This window comes from Rhodococcus sp. NPDC003382 (assembly GCF_053589135.1).
Map to the genome: position 1 here is coordinate 1 of NZ_JBSFRH010000071.1, position 14,427 is coordinate 14,427.

Sequence of the window (14,427 nt, forward strand, 5' to 3'; positions counted from 1 at the left end):
GCCCCCCACCCCCTTCCCCCTACATCCCCCTACACCCCCGCCCCCCCGTTTGCCTTTGTGGCGGCTGGGACCGCCACAAAGGCACACGGGTGGGAGCTGCGGCGGAAGGTCATCGAAGGCAAGGAAGCCAACCTGGTGCTGCTGTGCGTCGACGCCTCCGGGTCGATGGCCGCGAAAGCACGGATGACGCAGGTGAAGACCGCGATCCTGTCGCTGCTGCTCGACGCCTACCGCCGCCGCGACACCGTCGGGCTCGTCACCTTCCGCGGCGACGGCGCGCATCTGCTGCTGCCTCCGACGAACTCCGTCGACGTCGCCGCGACCCGGTTGCGGGAACTGCCCGCCGGCGGCCGCACGCCGCTGGCGGAGGGGCTGGCCGAGGCCGCCGAGACCATTCGACGGCACCGCTTACGCGATCCCGACCGGCGGGCGCTGCTCGTCGTCGTCACCGACGGTCGCGCCACCGCCGGTCCCGACGCCGTGAACCGCTCACTCGCTGCCGCCGAACTCATTGCCGCACAGGGCATCTCCTCCGTGGTTCTGGACTCGGAGACCGGCCGGTTCCGGATGGGACTCGCACGACGGCTCGCCGAACGTCTGGGTGCCGAGTACGTCGCGGTCGGCGACGTGCAGGCCGACGCCATCACCACCGCGATCCGAGGGAGGGCCGCCTGATGCCGAAGGGACAACCGATCGCGGTCCCCGACGACGGTCTCACCACCCGGCAACGCCGGAACCGGCCGCTGCTCATGGTCAACACCGGCGACGGGAAGGGCAAGTCGACGGCCGCGTTCGGTCTCGCGCTGCGCGGCTGGAACCAGGGCTGGTCGGTCGCGGTCTTCCAGTTCGTGAAGTCCGCGAAGTGGCGGCTCGGCGAGCAGACGGCGTTCGAGACGCTCGGGGCGTTGCACGACGAACGCGGCACCGGCGGGGCCATCGAATGGCACAAGATGGGGTCGGGTTGGTCGTGGTCGCGCAAGGACGGCACCGAGGAGGACCATGCCGCCGACGCCCTCGCCGGATGGCGGGAGATCCGGCGCAGGCTCGAGGCCGAACAGCACGGGCTGTACGTGCTGGACGAGTTCACCTACCCGATCAACTGGGGCTGGGTGGACATCGACGAGGTCGTCGACACCCTCGTCCACCGCACCGGACATCAGCACGTGATGATCACTGGTCGCCGCGCCCACCCCAAGCTCGTCGACGCGGCAGACCTGGTCACCGAGATGACCAAGATCAAGCATCCGATGGATGCCGGACAGAAGGGCCAGAAGGGCATCGAATGGTAGGCACAGCATGGTAGGCACAGCATGGTAGCCATACCACGGCTGGTGATCGCCGCTCCCGCATCGGGGCACGGAAAGACCACCGTTGCAACAGGTCTCATGGCTGCACTCCGCGTGACCGGTCACGTCGTGTCCGGGCACAAGATCGGACCCGACTACATCGATCCCGGCTACCACGCCCTCGCCACCGGCCGCCCGGGCCGCAACCTCGACCCGCACCTCGTCGGCACCGACCTGGTCGCGCCGCTGTTCCTGCACGGAGCGGCCGGTGCCGATCTGGCGATCGTCGAAGGCGTCATGGGCCTGTACGACGGGATGCTCGGCACCGAGGGGTTCGCCTCGACCGCCCACGGCGCCGCGCTCCTGCAGGCCCCCGTGGTGCTCGTCGTCGACATCTCGCACGCCTCGCGGTCGATCGCGGCGGTCGTGCACGGCATGGCGTCCTACGACCGGGGCGTCCGTATCGCCGGGGTGATCCTCAACAAGGCCGGGTCGCAGCGGCATTCCGACGAGGTGACCGCCGCGCTGGAACCGACCGGGATCCCCGTGCTGGGTGTTCTGCAGCGCGACGACGGGATCAGCGCCCCGTCGCGACATCTGGGGCTGGTGCCGGCGCAGGAGCGCGACGAGACGGCCGGGCAGCTGGACCGGCTCGCCGACCGGATCGCCGCGCACGTCGACCTCGCCGAGATCGTCCGGATCGCCCGCAGCGCACCGGATCTGCACGCAGAACCGTGGTCCCCCGGCGCCGGCACGGAGGAGGATGGTCCGGTCGTCGCGATCGCCGGCGGTCGCGCCTTCACGTTCCGCTACACCGAGACCGAGGAGATGCTGCGCGCCGCGGGATGTCGCACCGTCGTGTTCGATCCGCTGCGCGACGAACAGCTTCCCGACGGCACCGCGGGCATCTACCTCGGTGGCGGATTCCCCGAGGTGCACGCCGCGGACCTGTCCGCGAACACACCTCTGCGCGAACACCTTCGGAGTGCGATCCGCGCCGGGGTCCCGACGGTCGCCGAGTGCGCGGGATTGCTGTACCTGTGCCGCGATGTCGACGGCGCCGACATGGTCGGGGTGCTCGACGCCTCCGCCCGGATGACGCCGCGCCTGACCCTCGGCTACCGCACGGCGATCGCCCCTGTCGACAGCCTCCTCGCGGTCGCTGGGACGCGGGTGACGGGTCACGAATTCCACCGCACTGCAGTCGAACCCGGGAGCGAACCTGGGTGGCTGCTGAACGGACGGCCGGACGGGTTCGCGACCGCGACGCTGCACGCGTCGTACTTGCACACCCACTGGGCAGGGCACCCGTCGATGGCGCAGCGGTTCGTCGACGCCGTGCGCGGCGCGACGCCCGTCCCCGCACCCCCGCGCCGACCGCGGACGAAGGCCCCGGACCTGCATCACCACGGCGACCGCGAAGCCACCCCCGGGCTGGTGGACCTGGCCGTGAACGTGTCGCGGCGACCGCGTCCGGTCTGGCTCGACGACGCACTGCGCGCCTCACTCGACGAGCTGAGCCGATACCCGGACCCGAGTGCGGCGCGCGCGGCCCTGGCGGCACGTCACGGCCGGACCGCCGACGAGGTGCTGCCCACCGCCGGTGGCGCCGAGGCTTTCACCCTGATCGCCCGGGCGCGGCCCTGGCGCAAGCCGGTGGTGGTTCACCCGCAGTTCACCGAACCCGAGGCCGCGCTGATCGCCGCCGGGCACACCGTGCACCGGGTCCTGCTGCGACCGGAGGACGGTTTCGTGCTCGACCCGGCCCGCGTTCCCGACGACGCCGATCTGGTGGTGGTCGGCAACCCGACCAATCCCACGTCGGTGCTCCATCCGGCCGGGTCGCTGCGGTCGCTGGTGCGGCCCGGGCGCGTGGTCGTCGTCGACGAGGCGTTCATGGACGCGGTACCGGGCGAACCGGAAACACTGGCCGACGCGTTCGTTCCGGGACTGGTCGTGGTGCGGTCACTGACCAAGACGTGGGCGATCCCCGGGGTGCGGGCCGGTTACGTCGTCGGCGACGCCGCGGTGATCGCGGATCTCGCCGTGCACCAGCCGCCGTGGTCCGTGTCGACCCCCGCCGCGGCGGCGATGATCGCCTGCGCGTCGGCGCAGGCCACCACCGAATCCGAGGCCATCGCGGCCGAGATCGCTTCGCACCGAGAGTTTCTCGTCGATCAGCTGAACGCGCTCGGTTTTCCCGTCGCGGGCGATCCCGCCGGACCGTTCGTGCTGGCGCGGGTTCCCGAGGACACCCGGGAGAAGCTGCGCGCGAGCGGGTTCGCGGTGCGGCGCGGCGACACCTTCCCCGGCCTCGGCGAGGACTGGATCCGCATCGCAGTGCGCGACCCGCAGACCACCGGGGCGCTCGTCGACGCGTGGCGGTCCATCCGATGAGGGCGGCGGGACTGGCCCTCGGATACGTGGCCGACCGGATCTTCGGCGATCCGCGACGCGGGCATCCGGTGAGCGGATTCGGGGCGATCGCCCGCGCCACCGAACACAGGCTGTATGCCGACTCCCGCTGTGCCGGAACATTGTTCACCGCTGTCCTGGTCGGAGGCGCCGCTGCGCTCGGCTACGCCGCCGACCGCGCCACCCGGCGACATGCCCTGCTGAACACGACGGTCACCGCCGCCGCGACGTGGGCGGTACTCGGCGGGCGATCGCTCGGCCGCGAGGCCTGCGCCCTCGACGACCAGCTCCGCCGCGGAGATCTCGATGCCGCCCGCATCCAGGTAACCCATCTCGTCGGACGCGACCCCTCGCGACTCGACGCCGACGGAATCGCCCGGGCCACCATCGAATCCGTCGCCGAGAACACCTCGGACGCGGTCGTCGCCCCACTGGTGTGGGGGGCGCTGCTCGGCCCGGCCGGACTGCTCGGATACCGGGCGGCGAACACCCTCGACGCCCGCGTCGGCCATCGTACCCCCCGGTTCGATCGGTTCGGCTGGGCCTCCGCACGTTTCGACGACGCGTTGAATCTCGCACCCGCACGTCTCACCGCGCTGCTGGCGGCGCTGCTCGGCGACGATCCCGGGGCCGCGCTGCGCATCTGGCGGCGCGACGCGCACAAGCACCCGAGTCCCAACGCCGGGCCGGTCGAGTCCGCGTTCGCCGGAGCCCTCGGGGTCACGCTCGGGGGCGTCAACGTCTACCACGGGCGCGTCGAGGACCGCGGCACCCTGGGCGACGGCCCGCACCCGGTGCCCGTCGACATCGGCCGCACCGCCCGGCTCGCGGCGCGGGTCGGGGCGGGAGCGCTCGCCGTGGCGGTTGCCACGGCGCTCGCAGCCGGTCCCCGCGGCCGGTAGTTGCCCTGGACGTGGGTCGAACGCCCGCTGCCTCACAACCACCAGCGACCTGGACGGTGAGTTCGTTGCGCTCCGCCGGTATCGCGGAGGTGAGTCACCTCGACGCGAAGTCGGGCTGGACGAATGCCGTGACGCGGGTGCTGCGGTCGTGGAGCACCACTTCGCGGAATTGGTGGATGATCGCCCCGGTAGGGGCGTACAGGTGCTCGCCGCGGAACGGCCACTGGAACAGGGTCCCGGTGTGCCCGGGCAGCGACCCCAGCGCGGGGTCGGCATCGAGCTCGGCCTCGGTCACCTCGAACACCATTGCCACCTCGTCGGGATTTGGGCGAATCGGGTCCTCGAGCGGGCCGACCCACACCACCACCGGGGTGATCATGTATCCGGATCGGGTGACGAAGTCGTCGAGCCGTCCGAGTACCGCGCTCGAGTCCGCCGTAACCCCGAGTTCCTCCTCGAGCTCGCGCAGGGCCGCCTGCTCGGGAGTCTCACCGGCGTCGATACCGCCGCCGGGCAACGCGAACTGGCCGGGATGCGCCCGCATCCGGCTCGGGCGCAGCGTCAGCAGCAGCACCGGCCCGTCGGGACGCTCCACGACCGCCAGCGCGACCGCGGCACGGCGGCCCCCGGTATCGGCGGCGACGACCTGGAATCGATTGAGCGCGTGCGCGCACCGCTCCCGGGTCAGCACCGCGCCCCCGGGAGCCGCATCACGATCCGGAACCGAGTTCACCGTCTCCGCCGTCATCGCTCGACTGTAACCGAACGACGATGGCGCAGATGCCAGCCCGACCGTGTCGAACGAGGTGTGCCACCGACACCTTCCCGATCCGCCGAAGTCCTGGGTCCTGTCAGGGGTGGTGCTCCACCGTCGTCATGTGCCTGTACCCGATGCGGACGAGTTCGGTCAGCACGTTCAGGTCGACGTCGGCGAGCTTCGTGATGTACAGGCACGCCGCACCGGTCTTGTGCTTGCCGAGGGTCGCGAGGAGGTCCGCAGCCCCCGGCGCGACGGTGAGTCCGTAGAGCGCGAGGTTCGTCTTCCGCGGGGCGAAGCCCACGGCGAGTGCGTCGCCTTCCCGGCCGCTGGCGTAGCGGTAGTGGTAGCTCCCGAACCCGACCATCGACGGTCCCCACATCACCGCCTGCTCTCCGGTCACCTCGCTCATCAGGTCGAGCAGCGTCCAGGCATCGGCCCGCCGGACCGGGTGCTCGACCGTTTCCAGGAATTCCGGCACGGACTGTGTGGTGGGTTTGGTCTTGTTCTCGGCCATGACCGCAGTCTTGCAGCAACACGGCTGCCCCCGCGTGGTGAATCGGTGTAACGTTGTAATCAGTGCAACACGCACCTGCCGATCGGTCCCTGGGAGGACCATCATGACTACCTACAGGCGATTCGGCCGCCCAGGCGGCTGGCAGCAAGCCGACATCCCCGATGCGTCCGACGCGGCCGAATGGTTCGCCGGGCGACTACCCGACGACTGGTTCACCGGCCCCGCCGAGGTCGAGGTGGATCGGGAGGAGATCGTCGTCGTCGGCGCGCTTCCCCCACCCGACGAGAACAGCGACGCGACCGCGGACGGGCGCATCGCCCGCTTCCGGGAAACCACCCGCGGCGAGCGCATGCGCATCGCCGACGAGGCCGAGGCCCGCTACGGCCGGAAGGTCGCGTGGGGTGTCACCCTCGGCGATCGCCGAGTTCTGTTCACCCACTTGGCTGTTCCCGTGATGACGCGACTCCGCCAGCCCGAACGGAAGGTCCTCGACACGTTGGTCGACGCCGGTGTGGCACGCTCCCGGGCGGACGCCCTGAGCTGGACCGTCAAACTGGCCGGGCAGCACAGCGAAGCGTGGCTCGCCGAGCTGCGGGAGGCGATGCGCAAGGTCGACGATCTACGCGCCGAGGGACCACAACTCTGACAATTCGACAACGCCGACAGTTCAGCGGCGCTGCACCCACGACACCGCAGCGGTGACGGTCGCGACCGTGTCGACCCCTTCCGGCACGGCGGGCCGGCGCACCACGATCACCCGCACCCCGAGTTCGGCCGCCACGTCGAGCTTGGCGCGGGTGTAGGTGCCGCCCGAATCCTTGGTGACAAGGGTGTCGATGTGGTGTTCCCGCATCAGGTTTCGCTCGCCCTCGCGAGTGTAGGGCCCGCGGGTGCGCAGCACCGTCCATCGGGCCGGCACCTCGATGTCGAGCGGGTCGACGACCCGCACCAGGGTCTCGTGCCGGGCGAGCGGACCGACGAATCGGTGCAGGGTCTGGCGTCCCGTGCTCAGGAAGACGCGGTCGCCGCCGGCGGCGGCCGTTGCCGCTTCGTCGTGCCCGTCCACCCACGTCCACGTATCGGATCCGGCGGTTCCCGCCCAGCCCGGGCGTGCGAGCCGCAACAACGGGACACCCTCCCTCACACACGCCGTCACCGCGTTCGCGCTGATGCCGGCGGCGAACGGGTGTGTAGCGTCGACGACGGCTTCGATCGCGTTGTCCCGCAGAAACTTCTGCAAACCTTCGACCCCGCCGAAGCCCCCGATGCGGACCTCCCCGACCGGCAGTCGCGGGTCCGTGACCCGGCCGGCGAGGGAGGACACGAACGCGGTGCCGTCCGAATGCAGGTGCTCCGCGAGCGCACGGGACTCGCCGGTTCCGCCCAGGACGAGAACGGTCACGCCAGGACCCCGGTCAGCGTGGGCAGTCGCGACCTGTCCGACAGCATGCCCAGCAGGCGATCGACGTCCAGGTGCTGCTCGATCAGATCGGCCAGCACCTCGAGCCGCGCCTCCCGTTCGGCCGGGAAACTCACTGCGCCCGTGCGCACCCGACGACCGGCCGACTCCGCGACCTCCCGCAGCCAGGCCGCGCGCAGGGCGTCGCCCTCGAGGCTGCCGTGCCACATCGTGCCGAACACCGACCCGGATCGGGCGCCGCCGAGGAACTCCTCGCCGCTGCCGACGGTGATCCGCCCGTGGTGGATCTCGTACCCGGACGCGGGGACACCGAGCGCCGACCCCGCCGGCAGCCGCAGCGCCTTCTCGCGCGCGAAAACCGTACGCACGTCGAGCAACCCGAGCCCCCGAGCGGATGCCCCGGCAAACCCTTCCACACCGTCGGGGTCGTCGATCACCGCGCCGAGCATCTGGAACCCTCCGCAGATCCCCAGAATCGCGCCGCCGCGGCGGGCGTGGTCGAGCAGTGCGACGTCGAGCCCCCGCGACCGCAGCCACGCCAGGTCGGCGAGTGTCGCGCGGGTGCCGGGGAGAATCACCGCGTCGGCGCCGGCCAGCGCCCGCGGGTCGTCGACGAACCGCACCCGCACGTCGGGTTCGAGGCACAGCGCGTCGACGTCCGTGAAATTGCTGATGCGCGGCAGCATCACGACCGCCACGGTCAGCGAGCCTGCGCCGTCGTGGGCGGGACGCGACGTCAGCGCCAGCGAATCCTCCGAGTCGAGCCACAGGTCGCGCTGCCAGGGCAGCACGCCCAGCACCGGGCGGCCGGTGAGCTTCTCCAGCGAGTCCAGACCCGGGCGGAGCAGCCCCACGTCGCCGCGGAACTTGTTGATCACGAAACCGCGGATCAACGCCTGGTCGTCGGGGTCGAGCAACGCCAGCGTGCCGTACATGGAGGCGAACACACCTCCACGGTCGATGTCGCCGACCAGGATCGTCGCCATCCTGTCGTGCCGGGCCAGTCCCATGTTCACGTAATCGTGTGCGCGCAGGTTGATTTCGGCGGCACTACCCGCGCCTTCGCAGACGACGACGTCGAAACGGGACCGCAGATCGTCCAACGCCGCGAACGCCGCCTCGGCGAGATGTTTCCGGCCACCGGCGAATTCACCTGCTTCGAGCCGTCCCGCCGGTGCACCCATGACGACGACGTGGCTGGTGCGATCGCTGCCGGGCTTGAGCAGCACCGGATTCATCGCGGGCTCGGGGGTCGCGCGGGCGGCGACCGCCTGGATCCATTGGGCGCGACCGATTTCGGCGCCGGCGCCGGTGACCGGGTCGACGGTGACCATGGAGTTGTTGGACATGTTCTGCGCCTTGAACGGCGCGACCGCAAGTCCGCGGCGGGACAGGGCCCGGCAGATCCCGGTGGTCACCACGGACTTTCCTGCGTCCGAGGTGGTTCCGGCGACGAGCAGACCCTGTCCCATCGGTCAGGCGACCGCGGTGCGGCGATCGGCGCGTTCGGTCAGGAACGCGAACGCGACACCGAGCCCGGCCCACAGCGTGGCCTGCACGACGAGGGACGAGATCCGGAACTCCCACAGCAGTGTCGCCGGGAAGTCGTCGGAGACCTCGTCGACCGCCGGCAGCACCAGGTAGCCGAGGACCACGACGGCGAGGAAGACGAGCACCGGCGCCCCGAGGCGGACGGTACGCAATTCCTGCGCGGCCAGCGCCTTCCGGACGATCACGGCGACCGTGACGGCCACGAGGCCGAGCACGACGGCGGCGAGCCACAACCAGGTGCGCTGGGCGATCGTCTCCGGATCGCCGACGGCGGGCGGATTCGCCGGGTACTCGAAGAACGGAACCGCCTCGATCGCGACCCAGCCCAGTGCCGCCGTCGCCAGTGCCAGCGACCACCCGGACAGCGCGGAGTGTCGGCGCGCGAAATGCAGTACGGACGCATAGATTGCGCCGAGCGCGAGACCTGCGAGGGTGGTTGCCAGGAACAGACCGACCTTCTGGCCGGTGCGGCCGACCAGGGCATCCTCACCGTGGCTGTGGCCCTGGGCTTCTGCACTGTCATGTGAGTGCCCGTGATCCGCTGCAGCTTCCTCGAGGGCGATCGCCGCGTCGACGTGCGGTTCGCCGACGACGAAGGCGACCGCCCCGGCGAGCAGGCCCGCGACGAGACCGGCCAGCAAGCCGCGCAGCAGGAGCTGAACGAAACTGCCGGTCAGCGGAAGGGACTTCGATTCGGTTGTGGCGGGGTGCATCGATCCACCCGCGCTCAGTGGCACGGCAGACCGAGCAGGTGCCGGCCGTCGTGCATCAGTTCGTGCATGAACATGCCGCTGCGGGAGATCGCGCCCTGATCGAATCCGACCAGGTAGAGCACCACGAATGCGAACAGAACCGTTGCGGTGACGGCCGCGGCGAGCGCAGCGTTGCCCAGCGACTCGTCCGGAAGATGAACGACAGCCATGAAAGAGCCTCCTCGGGATTGACGCGTCCCATCGAAAAGGTCACGCGCCGAGGGAGTTTTCTGGCTCCCGGACCATCGGCCCGGTCACAGTGGCGCGACCGCTCCGGTTTCCCACCGGATTGCCTGCACCTCGACACATGCGTACGCCGAACAATTGCACTGCGCCACCGCGCATGTCAAGCGGAGGACCGTTGTGGTCGAATATCGCTCGTGTTGCGCCTGCTGCTGTTGGCCCACGCGTCCACCGACGCGATCGCGGACGTGCGCTTCCCTGCGGACGATCCGCTGTCCGATCGGGGCCGGCGCGAACTCCGGCGCGTCCACGCGCCCGCCGTCGACCACACGCTGAGCGCACCGGAGCGGTGCACCGTCGAGACCGCCGCGGGGCTGGGGATGCGCGCGGAACCGGACGCGGCACTGCGGGAACTCGACTACGGCACGTGGACGGGCCGGCCGATGTCGGAGGTGCCCGAGGCCGATCTCGCGGTCTGGCTGACCGATCCGCATGCGGCGCCGCACGGCGGCGAATCGATCGCGACGCTGCTCGACCGAACCCGATGCTGGCTCGACACGATGGCGGGCAGATCGGGCCGGTGGCTGGCGGTGACGCACCCGTCGGTGGTGCGGGCCGCAACGGTCTGTGCGCTGGGCGCTCCGGTCTCGGCGTTCTGGCGCGTCGACGTGCGGCCGGTGAGCATCACCCGCCTGCACGCCCGTGACGGCAGATGGACGCTGCGGCTGACCTGACCGCCTACCAGGTGACGTCGTCCTCGCACCGGCGTCCGTCGACGACGGTTTCGATCTGCACGGTCGCATGGTCGAGGCCGTGGCCGGACAGCACGGTGCGGGCGGAGTCGAGGACCCATCGGGAGTCGTGGTCGCTGACCAGGTGCACGGTCGCGACGTCCATTCCGGTCGTCAGAGTCCACACGTGCAGATCGTGGACGCCGGCCACGCCGGGCAGCGCCGCGAGGTCCGCGCGGACCGCGTCGACGTCCAGGTGCGCCGGCGACGCCTGCGTGAGGATCCGCAGCGAAGCAGCGGCCAGCTTCAACGCGCGCGGCACGACCCACAGCGAAATGAGGACACCGACGACGATGTCCGCGTAGTCCCAGCCGAAGCCGATGATCAACGCACCGGCGATCAGGACGCCGACGCTGCCGACCGCGTCGGCGAGCACTTCGAGGTAGGCGCCGCGGACGGCGAGGCTGTCCTTCGCGTCGCTGCGCAGCAGGTACATCACCACGAGGTTCGCGGCGAGTCCGGCGGCGGCGGTGAGGATCATCGCCAGCCCGGGCAGTTCCGGGGTGTCGCCGATGCGCTCGATCGCCTCGTAGAACACCCAGGCCGCGACGGCGAGCAGCAGGACGGCATTGGCCATCGCGGTGAGCACCTCGGCGCGGTGCCAGCCGAACGTGCGGGCCGCGGCGGTGCTGCCGCGTCGTGCCAGCAGGAGCGCGACCAGCCCCATCGACATGCCGACGACGTCGGTGAGCATGTGCCCGGCGTCGGCGAGCAGCGACAGCGACCCGATCAGCAGGCCGACGGTGGCTTCGAGGATCAGGAATCCGACGAGGATGCCGAGCGCGATCGCCATCCGGCGGATCGTCGTCCTGGAAGGACCGACGCCGCCGTTCTCGCGTCCCACTCCGTGTGAATGCCCGTGACCGGCCCCCATGACTCTCCCTCCGAATCCCGGCCAGCATATGCACACATGCGCATGTATTCAATACTTTCGTGGCGGGTGACGGGAATCCGTCACCCGGTCAGGCAGGAAATCGGTTCCCGTCATCCGAGGTGGGACGGGGTTCGGGGTCGTAGTCGCTGACGAGCTCGGGACGATAGGCGGGAGTGTCCGTGGTCGGCGGCAGGGTCGCGATCGCGGAGATGCGTTCCATGCCCGCGGCCTGCATGAGGTCGACGATCAGTGAACGCAACTGCGCGAACACCACCGTCGCGGACAGGCCCGCACCCTCGATCAGTTCCGGCCGCATCTTGCGGGCGACGCTGCGCAACACCCGCGCGGCCTCGGCCTGATCGGGTTGATCCCCCGGCTCTGCGAGGATCATCTCGCGGAGCACGTCGAGGGCTTTCGCGATGTCCTGGATGCGCTGAACGAGCCGAGGGTCGAGGATCTCGTCGTCGCGTACCAGCGACAGCGACCGCCGCGCCAGGACCCGGATGTTGCGCATCGCGTTGTCGATCGGATCGGCCGCCGCCGTCAGCCGTTCGAGCCGGGGTTTGGTGTTCCAGTACAGCGGGGAGATCCGGCTGATCTCCCGGCCGCCCTTGAGGTGGGTGCGCATCCCGTCGATCGCCGGCTGCGTCGCGCGGGCCTGCTGCAGCGCCTCGTCGATCGGCTTCGGATTGTTCTCCACCAACCCGGCCTCGACCTTCCACAGCACATCCCTCGCGGTCGCCAGGATCCCCGCCGCGTCGCGCCGCGCGCGGCGAACCGGGTGGGTCGGCACCATCGCGACCACCGCGATCCCGACGAGGCCGCCGACCAGCGCGTCGACCATCCGGTCGATGCCGCCGGTGCCGCCGGGCGGAATCAGGGTGGCGACCAGCACCGCCGAATTGCCGGCCTGCATCGCGAAGATCACGCCGCCGTTGATCAGCACCGCCGTGGACATGGCCATCACCACGACCAGCGCGATCTGCCAGGGACCGCTGCCGATCATCGAGATGATCAGGTCGCCGACCCCGATGCCGATCGTGACGCCGCAGACCAGCTCCACCGATCGCCGCAGCCGCGCACCCAGGGACAACCCGAGGGACACGACCGCGGCGATCGGCGCGAAGAAGGGACGCTCGTGCCCGACCGGACCGGTCGCCACCCACCAGGCCAATCCGGCAGCGAGCGCGCACTGGACGATCGGCAGCGCCGAACCACGCAGTCTCGTCGCCGGTCCCCGCAGGCGACGGCGGATCTCGGTGCGGTCGGGCAGGCGCCTATTCGACGCCGAGCTCACGAGCGGCCCGCGGATCGCAGTCCTCGAGCAGGTCGAGGCAGCGGGCGTGCTCGTCGGTCTCGCCGATCGCCTGCGCGGCCCGGGCGAGAGCGGCGACGCACCGCAGGAATCCGCGGTTCGGTTCGTGCTCGTACGGCACCGGGCCGAAGCCCTTCCACCCGTTGCGCCGCAACTGGTCGAGGCCGCGGTGGTAGCCGGTGCGGGCGTATGCGTAGGCGGTGATCGTCTCGCCACGTTCGAGCGCGGCCTCCGCCAGGTACGCCCACGCGATGGACGCCGTCGGATGGTCCGCCGCGACCTTCGCGGGGTCCTCGTGGTTGAGCAGTGCCGATTCCGCGTCGTCGTCGCCGGGAAGCAGGGTGGGCTGAGGTCCGAGGAGATCACCGAAAGAGGTCATGGCGACCATTCTGCCCGGCGGCGCTCGAGGCTGGATAGGCTGCCCGGGAAACCGTAGGCCGTCGAACGAGGTGCATTCGTGCCGGATCCGAAGAACGAAGACGCTTCCACTCCCCCGGACGCGGCGCCAGCGCCGCAGCAGCAGGCCGGATCCGACGACGCCGGATCGGACAACCCCGTGGACGCCGGCACCGGGTCCGACGCGGCAGGTGAGCCCGAAGCGTCCGCGGAGTCGGGCGACAGTGCCGACGCAGGCGAGAGTGCCGACGCAGGCGAGAGTGCCGAAGCAGGCGAGAGTGCCGAAGCAGGCGTGGCCGACGAGCCCGCAGGTTCCGAAACACCGGAAGACGCCGGGACGGCCGAGAACGCCGGAGCTGCGAAGAGCGCCGGGACCCCGACGACCGCAGAGAGCCCGGCGGATACCGCGCCGACCGTCGCAATCCCCGCCGCCGCCGATGCCGAGACCGTGGCGATCCCCGTCGCCCGCACGTCCGAGACCCGCAAATCCGACGCCACCGAGCCCGACGCCCCCGAAACCTCGGCCGACGAGGTGAGCGCGAAAACCGAGAAGACCGAGCAGTCCGATGCGACGGCACCGGAGGCTGCCGACGCCGAGACCGTGCAGATCCCGGTGCGGGCGCACGTGCCCAACAGGAGGCAGCCGCAGCGCATCGAGCCGCGTTCGGCGGAACCTGCCCGCCCCGAACCGCAGCGTTTCCAGCCGCAGCCGACCCCGCAGCGCATCGAACCGGCGTCCTCGGGCCGCAGCGGCAAGCGCTGGGCCGTCGCCGCGACCGTCGCGGGAGTGCTGGTGATCGCGGCGATCGTCGTGTCGGCGCTGCTGGTGTATCTCGATCATCGGGCCGAGAACTCCCCCGAGGCACGGATACGCGCGAGCGTGGACACGTTCGTGACGGCGCTCGCAGCCGGCGACCTCGCGACGCTGCGCACGTCGACGTGCGGGGGGCTGGCCGAGTTCTACGCGACGGTGGATCCGGCGAAGTTCGCGGAGATCCACGAATTGGCGGAGCAGCAGGGCTCGGTGCCGGTGGTGACGAGCATCGACAAGGTCCAGATCACGGACTCGCACGCGATCGTGCAGGTCACCGCGCATCCGACGGGGACACCGACCGATGTCACCGAGCGGACCTTCGACCTGTCCGAGGTGGGCGGGGAATGGAAGGTCTGCGGCGAATGAAAACCTGGGGCGAATGAAAACCTGGGGCGAATGAAAACCTGGGGCGAATGAAAACCTGGGGCGAATAGTGCTCGTGCGTGTTTCCGGT

16 protein-coding genes and 1 riboswitch are annotated in these 14,427 nt (G+C 70.6%); of the genes, 7 read left to right on the plus strand and 9 right to left on the minus strand.

Annotation, left to right across the window (positions count from 1 at the left end; all coding sequences use genetic code 11):
- The 4 genes from ACWDUD_RS28855 to ACWDUD_RS28870 all read left to right on the plus strand — a co-directional run.
- Positions 1–675: vWA domain-containing protein (locus ACWDUD_RS28855; protein ID WP_450111557.1), on the plus strand; the 675-nt coding region annotated here is incomplete at its 5' end.
- Positions 675–1,289 carry a cob(I)yrinic acid a,c-diamide adenosyltransferase gene (gene cobO, locus ACWDUD_RS28860; protein ID WP_450111558.1) on the plus strand — a complete coding sequence of 205 codons (615 nt, stop codon included), beginning with the start codon at positions 675–677 and terminating at the stop codon, positions 1,287–1,289. The genes ACWDUD_RS28855 and cobO, both read left to right, overlap by 1 nt.
- A gap of 21 nt (positions 1,290–1,310) precedes the next feature.
- Positions 1,311–3,683, plus strand: coding sequence for a cobyrinate a,c-diamide synthase (locus ACWDUD_RS28865; RefSeq protein WP_450111559.1), 2,373 nt, complete (start codon positions 1,311–1,313; stop codon positions 3,681–3,683).
- Positions 3,680–4,603: a cobalamin biosynthesis protein gene (locus ACWDUD_RS28870; RefSeq protein ID WP_450111560.1), complete on the plus strand. Its 924-nt coding sequence runs from the start codon at positions 3,680–3,682 to the stop codon at positions 4,601–4,603. Before ACWDUD_RS28865 ends, ACWDUD_RS28870 begins: the two co-directional genes overlap by 4 nt.
- Positions 4,604–4,697: 94 nt before the next feature.
- On the opposite strand, the gene ACWDUD_RS28875 is transcribed toward ACWDUD_RS28870, so the two are convergent.
- Complete coding sequence (locus ACWDUD_RS28875) at positions 4,698–5,351, minus strand: NUDIX hydrolase (RefSeq protein ID WP_450111561.1); 654 nt, start codon at positions 5,349–5,351, stop codon at positions 4,698–4,700.
- A gap of 103 nt (positions 5,352–5,454) precedes the next feature.
- Positions 5,455–5,877, minus strand: coding sequence for a DUF1801 domain-containing protein (locus tag ACWDUD_RS28880; protein ID WP_450111562.1), 423 nt, complete (start codon positions 5,875–5,877; stop codon positions 5,455–5,457).
- Positions 5,878–5,980: 103 nt separating this feature from the next.
- Here ACWDUD_RS28880 and ACWDUD_RS28885 point away from each other — a divergent pair, with 103 nt between their 5' ends.
- Entirely contained in the window at positions 5,981–6,523 is a 543-nt protein-coding gene (locus ACWDUD_RS28885) for a hypothetical protein (RefSeq protein ID WP_450111563.1), read from the plus strand.
- A 21-nt stretch (positions 6,524–6,544) separates the two neighbouring features.
- Here the strand turns inward: ACWDUD_RS28885 and ACWDUD_RS28890 are convergent, their stop codons facing one another.
- The 4 genes from ACWDUD_RS28890 to ACWDUD_RS28905 are packed head-to-tail and all read right to left on the minus strand — an operon-like array spanning position 6,545 to position 9,770.
- On the minus strand, positions 6,545–7,279 hold the full coding sequence (locus ACWDUD_RS28890; RefSeq protein ID WP_450111564.1) for a cobalt-precorrin-6A reductase: 735 nt from the start codon (positions 7,277–7,279) through the stop codon (positions 6,545–6,547).
- Positions 7,276–8,769 (minus strand): cobyric acid synthase, encoded by a 1,494-nt coding sequence (locus ACWDUD_RS28895; RefSeq protein WP_450111565.1) that lies wholly within the window; start codon positions 8,767–8,769, stop codon positions 7,276–7,278. Before ACWDUD_RS28895 ends, ACWDUD_RS28890 begins: the two co-directional genes overlap by 4 nt.
- A gap of 3 nt (positions 8,770–8,772) precedes the next feature.
- Positions 8,773–9,561: a CbtA family protein gene (locus ACWDUD_RS28900; protein WP_450111566.1), complete on the minus strand. Its 789-nt coding sequence runs from the start codon at positions 9,559–9,561 to the stop codon at positions 8,773–8,775.
- Positions 9,562–9,575: 14 nt separating this feature from the next.
- On the minus strand, positions 9,576–9,770 hold the full coding sequence (locus tag ACWDUD_RS28905; RefSeq protein ID WP_248672956.1) for a CbtB domain-containing protein: 195 nt from the start codon (positions 9,768–9,770) through the stop codon (positions 9,576–9,578).
- A gap of 34 nt (positions 9,771–9,804) precedes the next feature.
- Positions 9,805–9,918: riboswitch (cobalamin riboswitch) on the minus strand.
- Positions 9,919–9,971: 53 nt separating this feature from the next.
- Here ACWDUD_RS28905 and ACWDUD_RS28910 point away from each other — a divergent pair.
- The gene (locus ACWDUD_RS28910; protein ID WP_450111577.1) at positions 9,972–10,517 is read left to right on the plus strand and encodes a histidine phosphatase family protein; all 546 of its coding nucleotides are present in this window, start codon (positions 9,972–9,974) and stop codon (positions 10,515–10,517) included.
- 4 nt (positions 10,518–10,521) lie between these two features.
- Here the strand turns inward: ACWDUD_RS28910 and ACWDUD_RS28915 are convergent, their stop codons facing one another.
- From ACWDUD_RS28915 to ACWDUD_RS28925, 3 genes are all read right to left on the minus strand, one after another.
- Positions 10,522–11,448, minus strand: a complete 927-nt coding sequence (locus ACWDUD_RS28915) for a cation diffusion facilitator family transporter (protein WP_197254879.1) — start codon at positions 11,446–11,448, stop codon at positions 10,522–10,524.
- Positions 11,449–11,536: 88 nt separating this feature from the next.
- Entirely contained in the window at positions 11,537–12,721 is a 1,185-nt protein-coding gene (locus ACWDUD_RS28920; RefSeq protein WP_450111578.1) for an FUSC family protein, read from the minus strand.
- 4 nt (positions 12,722–12,725) lie between these two features.
- Positions 12,726–13,142: a DUF3151 domain-containing protein gene (locus ACWDUD_RS28925; protein ID WP_420752852.1), complete on the minus strand. Its 417-nt coding sequence runs from the start codon at positions 13,140–13,142 to the stop codon at positions 12,726–12,728.
- 78 nt (positions 13,143–13,220) lie between these two features.
- On the opposite strand from ACWDUD_RS28925, the gene ACWDUD_RS28930 reads away from it, so the two are divergent.
- Positions 13,221–14,339, plus strand: a complete 1,119-nt coding sequence (locus ACWDUD_RS28930; protein ID WP_450111567.1) for an Rv0361 family membrane protein — start codon at positions 13,221–13,223, stop codon at positions 14,337–14,339.
- Positions 14,340–14,427 lie beyond the last annotated feature (88 nt).

Bases quoted from the DNA above. Each gene is read 5' to 3' on its own strand.
- cobO (WP_450111558.1), top strand. From the start codon at position 675: ATGCCGAAGGGACAACCGATCGCGGTCCCCGACGACGGTCTCACCACC.
- ACWDUD_RS28865 (WP_450111559.1), top strand. From the start codon at position 1,311: ATGGTAGCCATACCACGGCTGGTGATCGCCGCTCCCGCATCGGGGCAC.
- ACWDUD_RS28870 (WP_450111560.1), top strand. From the start codon at position 3,680: ATGAGGGCGGCGGGACTGGCCCTCGGATACGTGGCCGACCGGATCTTC.
- ACWDUD_RS28875 (WP_450111561.1), bottom strand. From the start codon at position 5,351: ATGACGGCGGAGACGGTGAACTCGGTTCCGGATCGTGATGCGGCTCCC.
- ACWDUD_RS28880 (WP_450111562.1), bottom strand. From the start codon at position 5,877: ATGGCCGAGAACAAGACCAAACCCACCACACAGTCCGTGCCGGAATTC.
- ACWDUD_RS28885 (WP_450111563.1), top strand. From the start codon at position 5,981: ATGACTACCTACAGGCGATTCGGCCGCCCAGGCGGCTGGCAGCAAGCC.
- ACWDUD_RS28895 (WP_450111565.1), bottom strand. From the start codon at position 8,769: ATGGGACAGGGTCTGCTCGTCGCCGGAACCACCTCGGACGCAGGAAAG.
- ACWDUD_RS28900 (WP_450111566.1), bottom strand. From the start codon at position 9,561: ATGCACCCCGCCACAACCGAATCGAAGTCCCTTCCGCTGACCGGCAGT.
- ACWDUD_RS28905 (WP_248672956.1), bottom strand. From the start codon at position 9,770: ATGGCTGTCGTTCATCTTCCGGACGAGTCGCTGGGCAACGCTGCGCTC.
- ACWDUD_RS28915 (WP_197254879.1), bottom strand. From the start codon at position 11,448: ATGGGGGCCGGTCACGGGCATTCACACGGAGTGGGACGCGAGAACGGC.
- ACWDUD_RS28925 (WP_420752852.1), bottom strand. From the start codon at position 13,142: ATGACCTCTTTCGGTGATCTCCTCGGACCTCAGCCCACCCTGCTTCCC.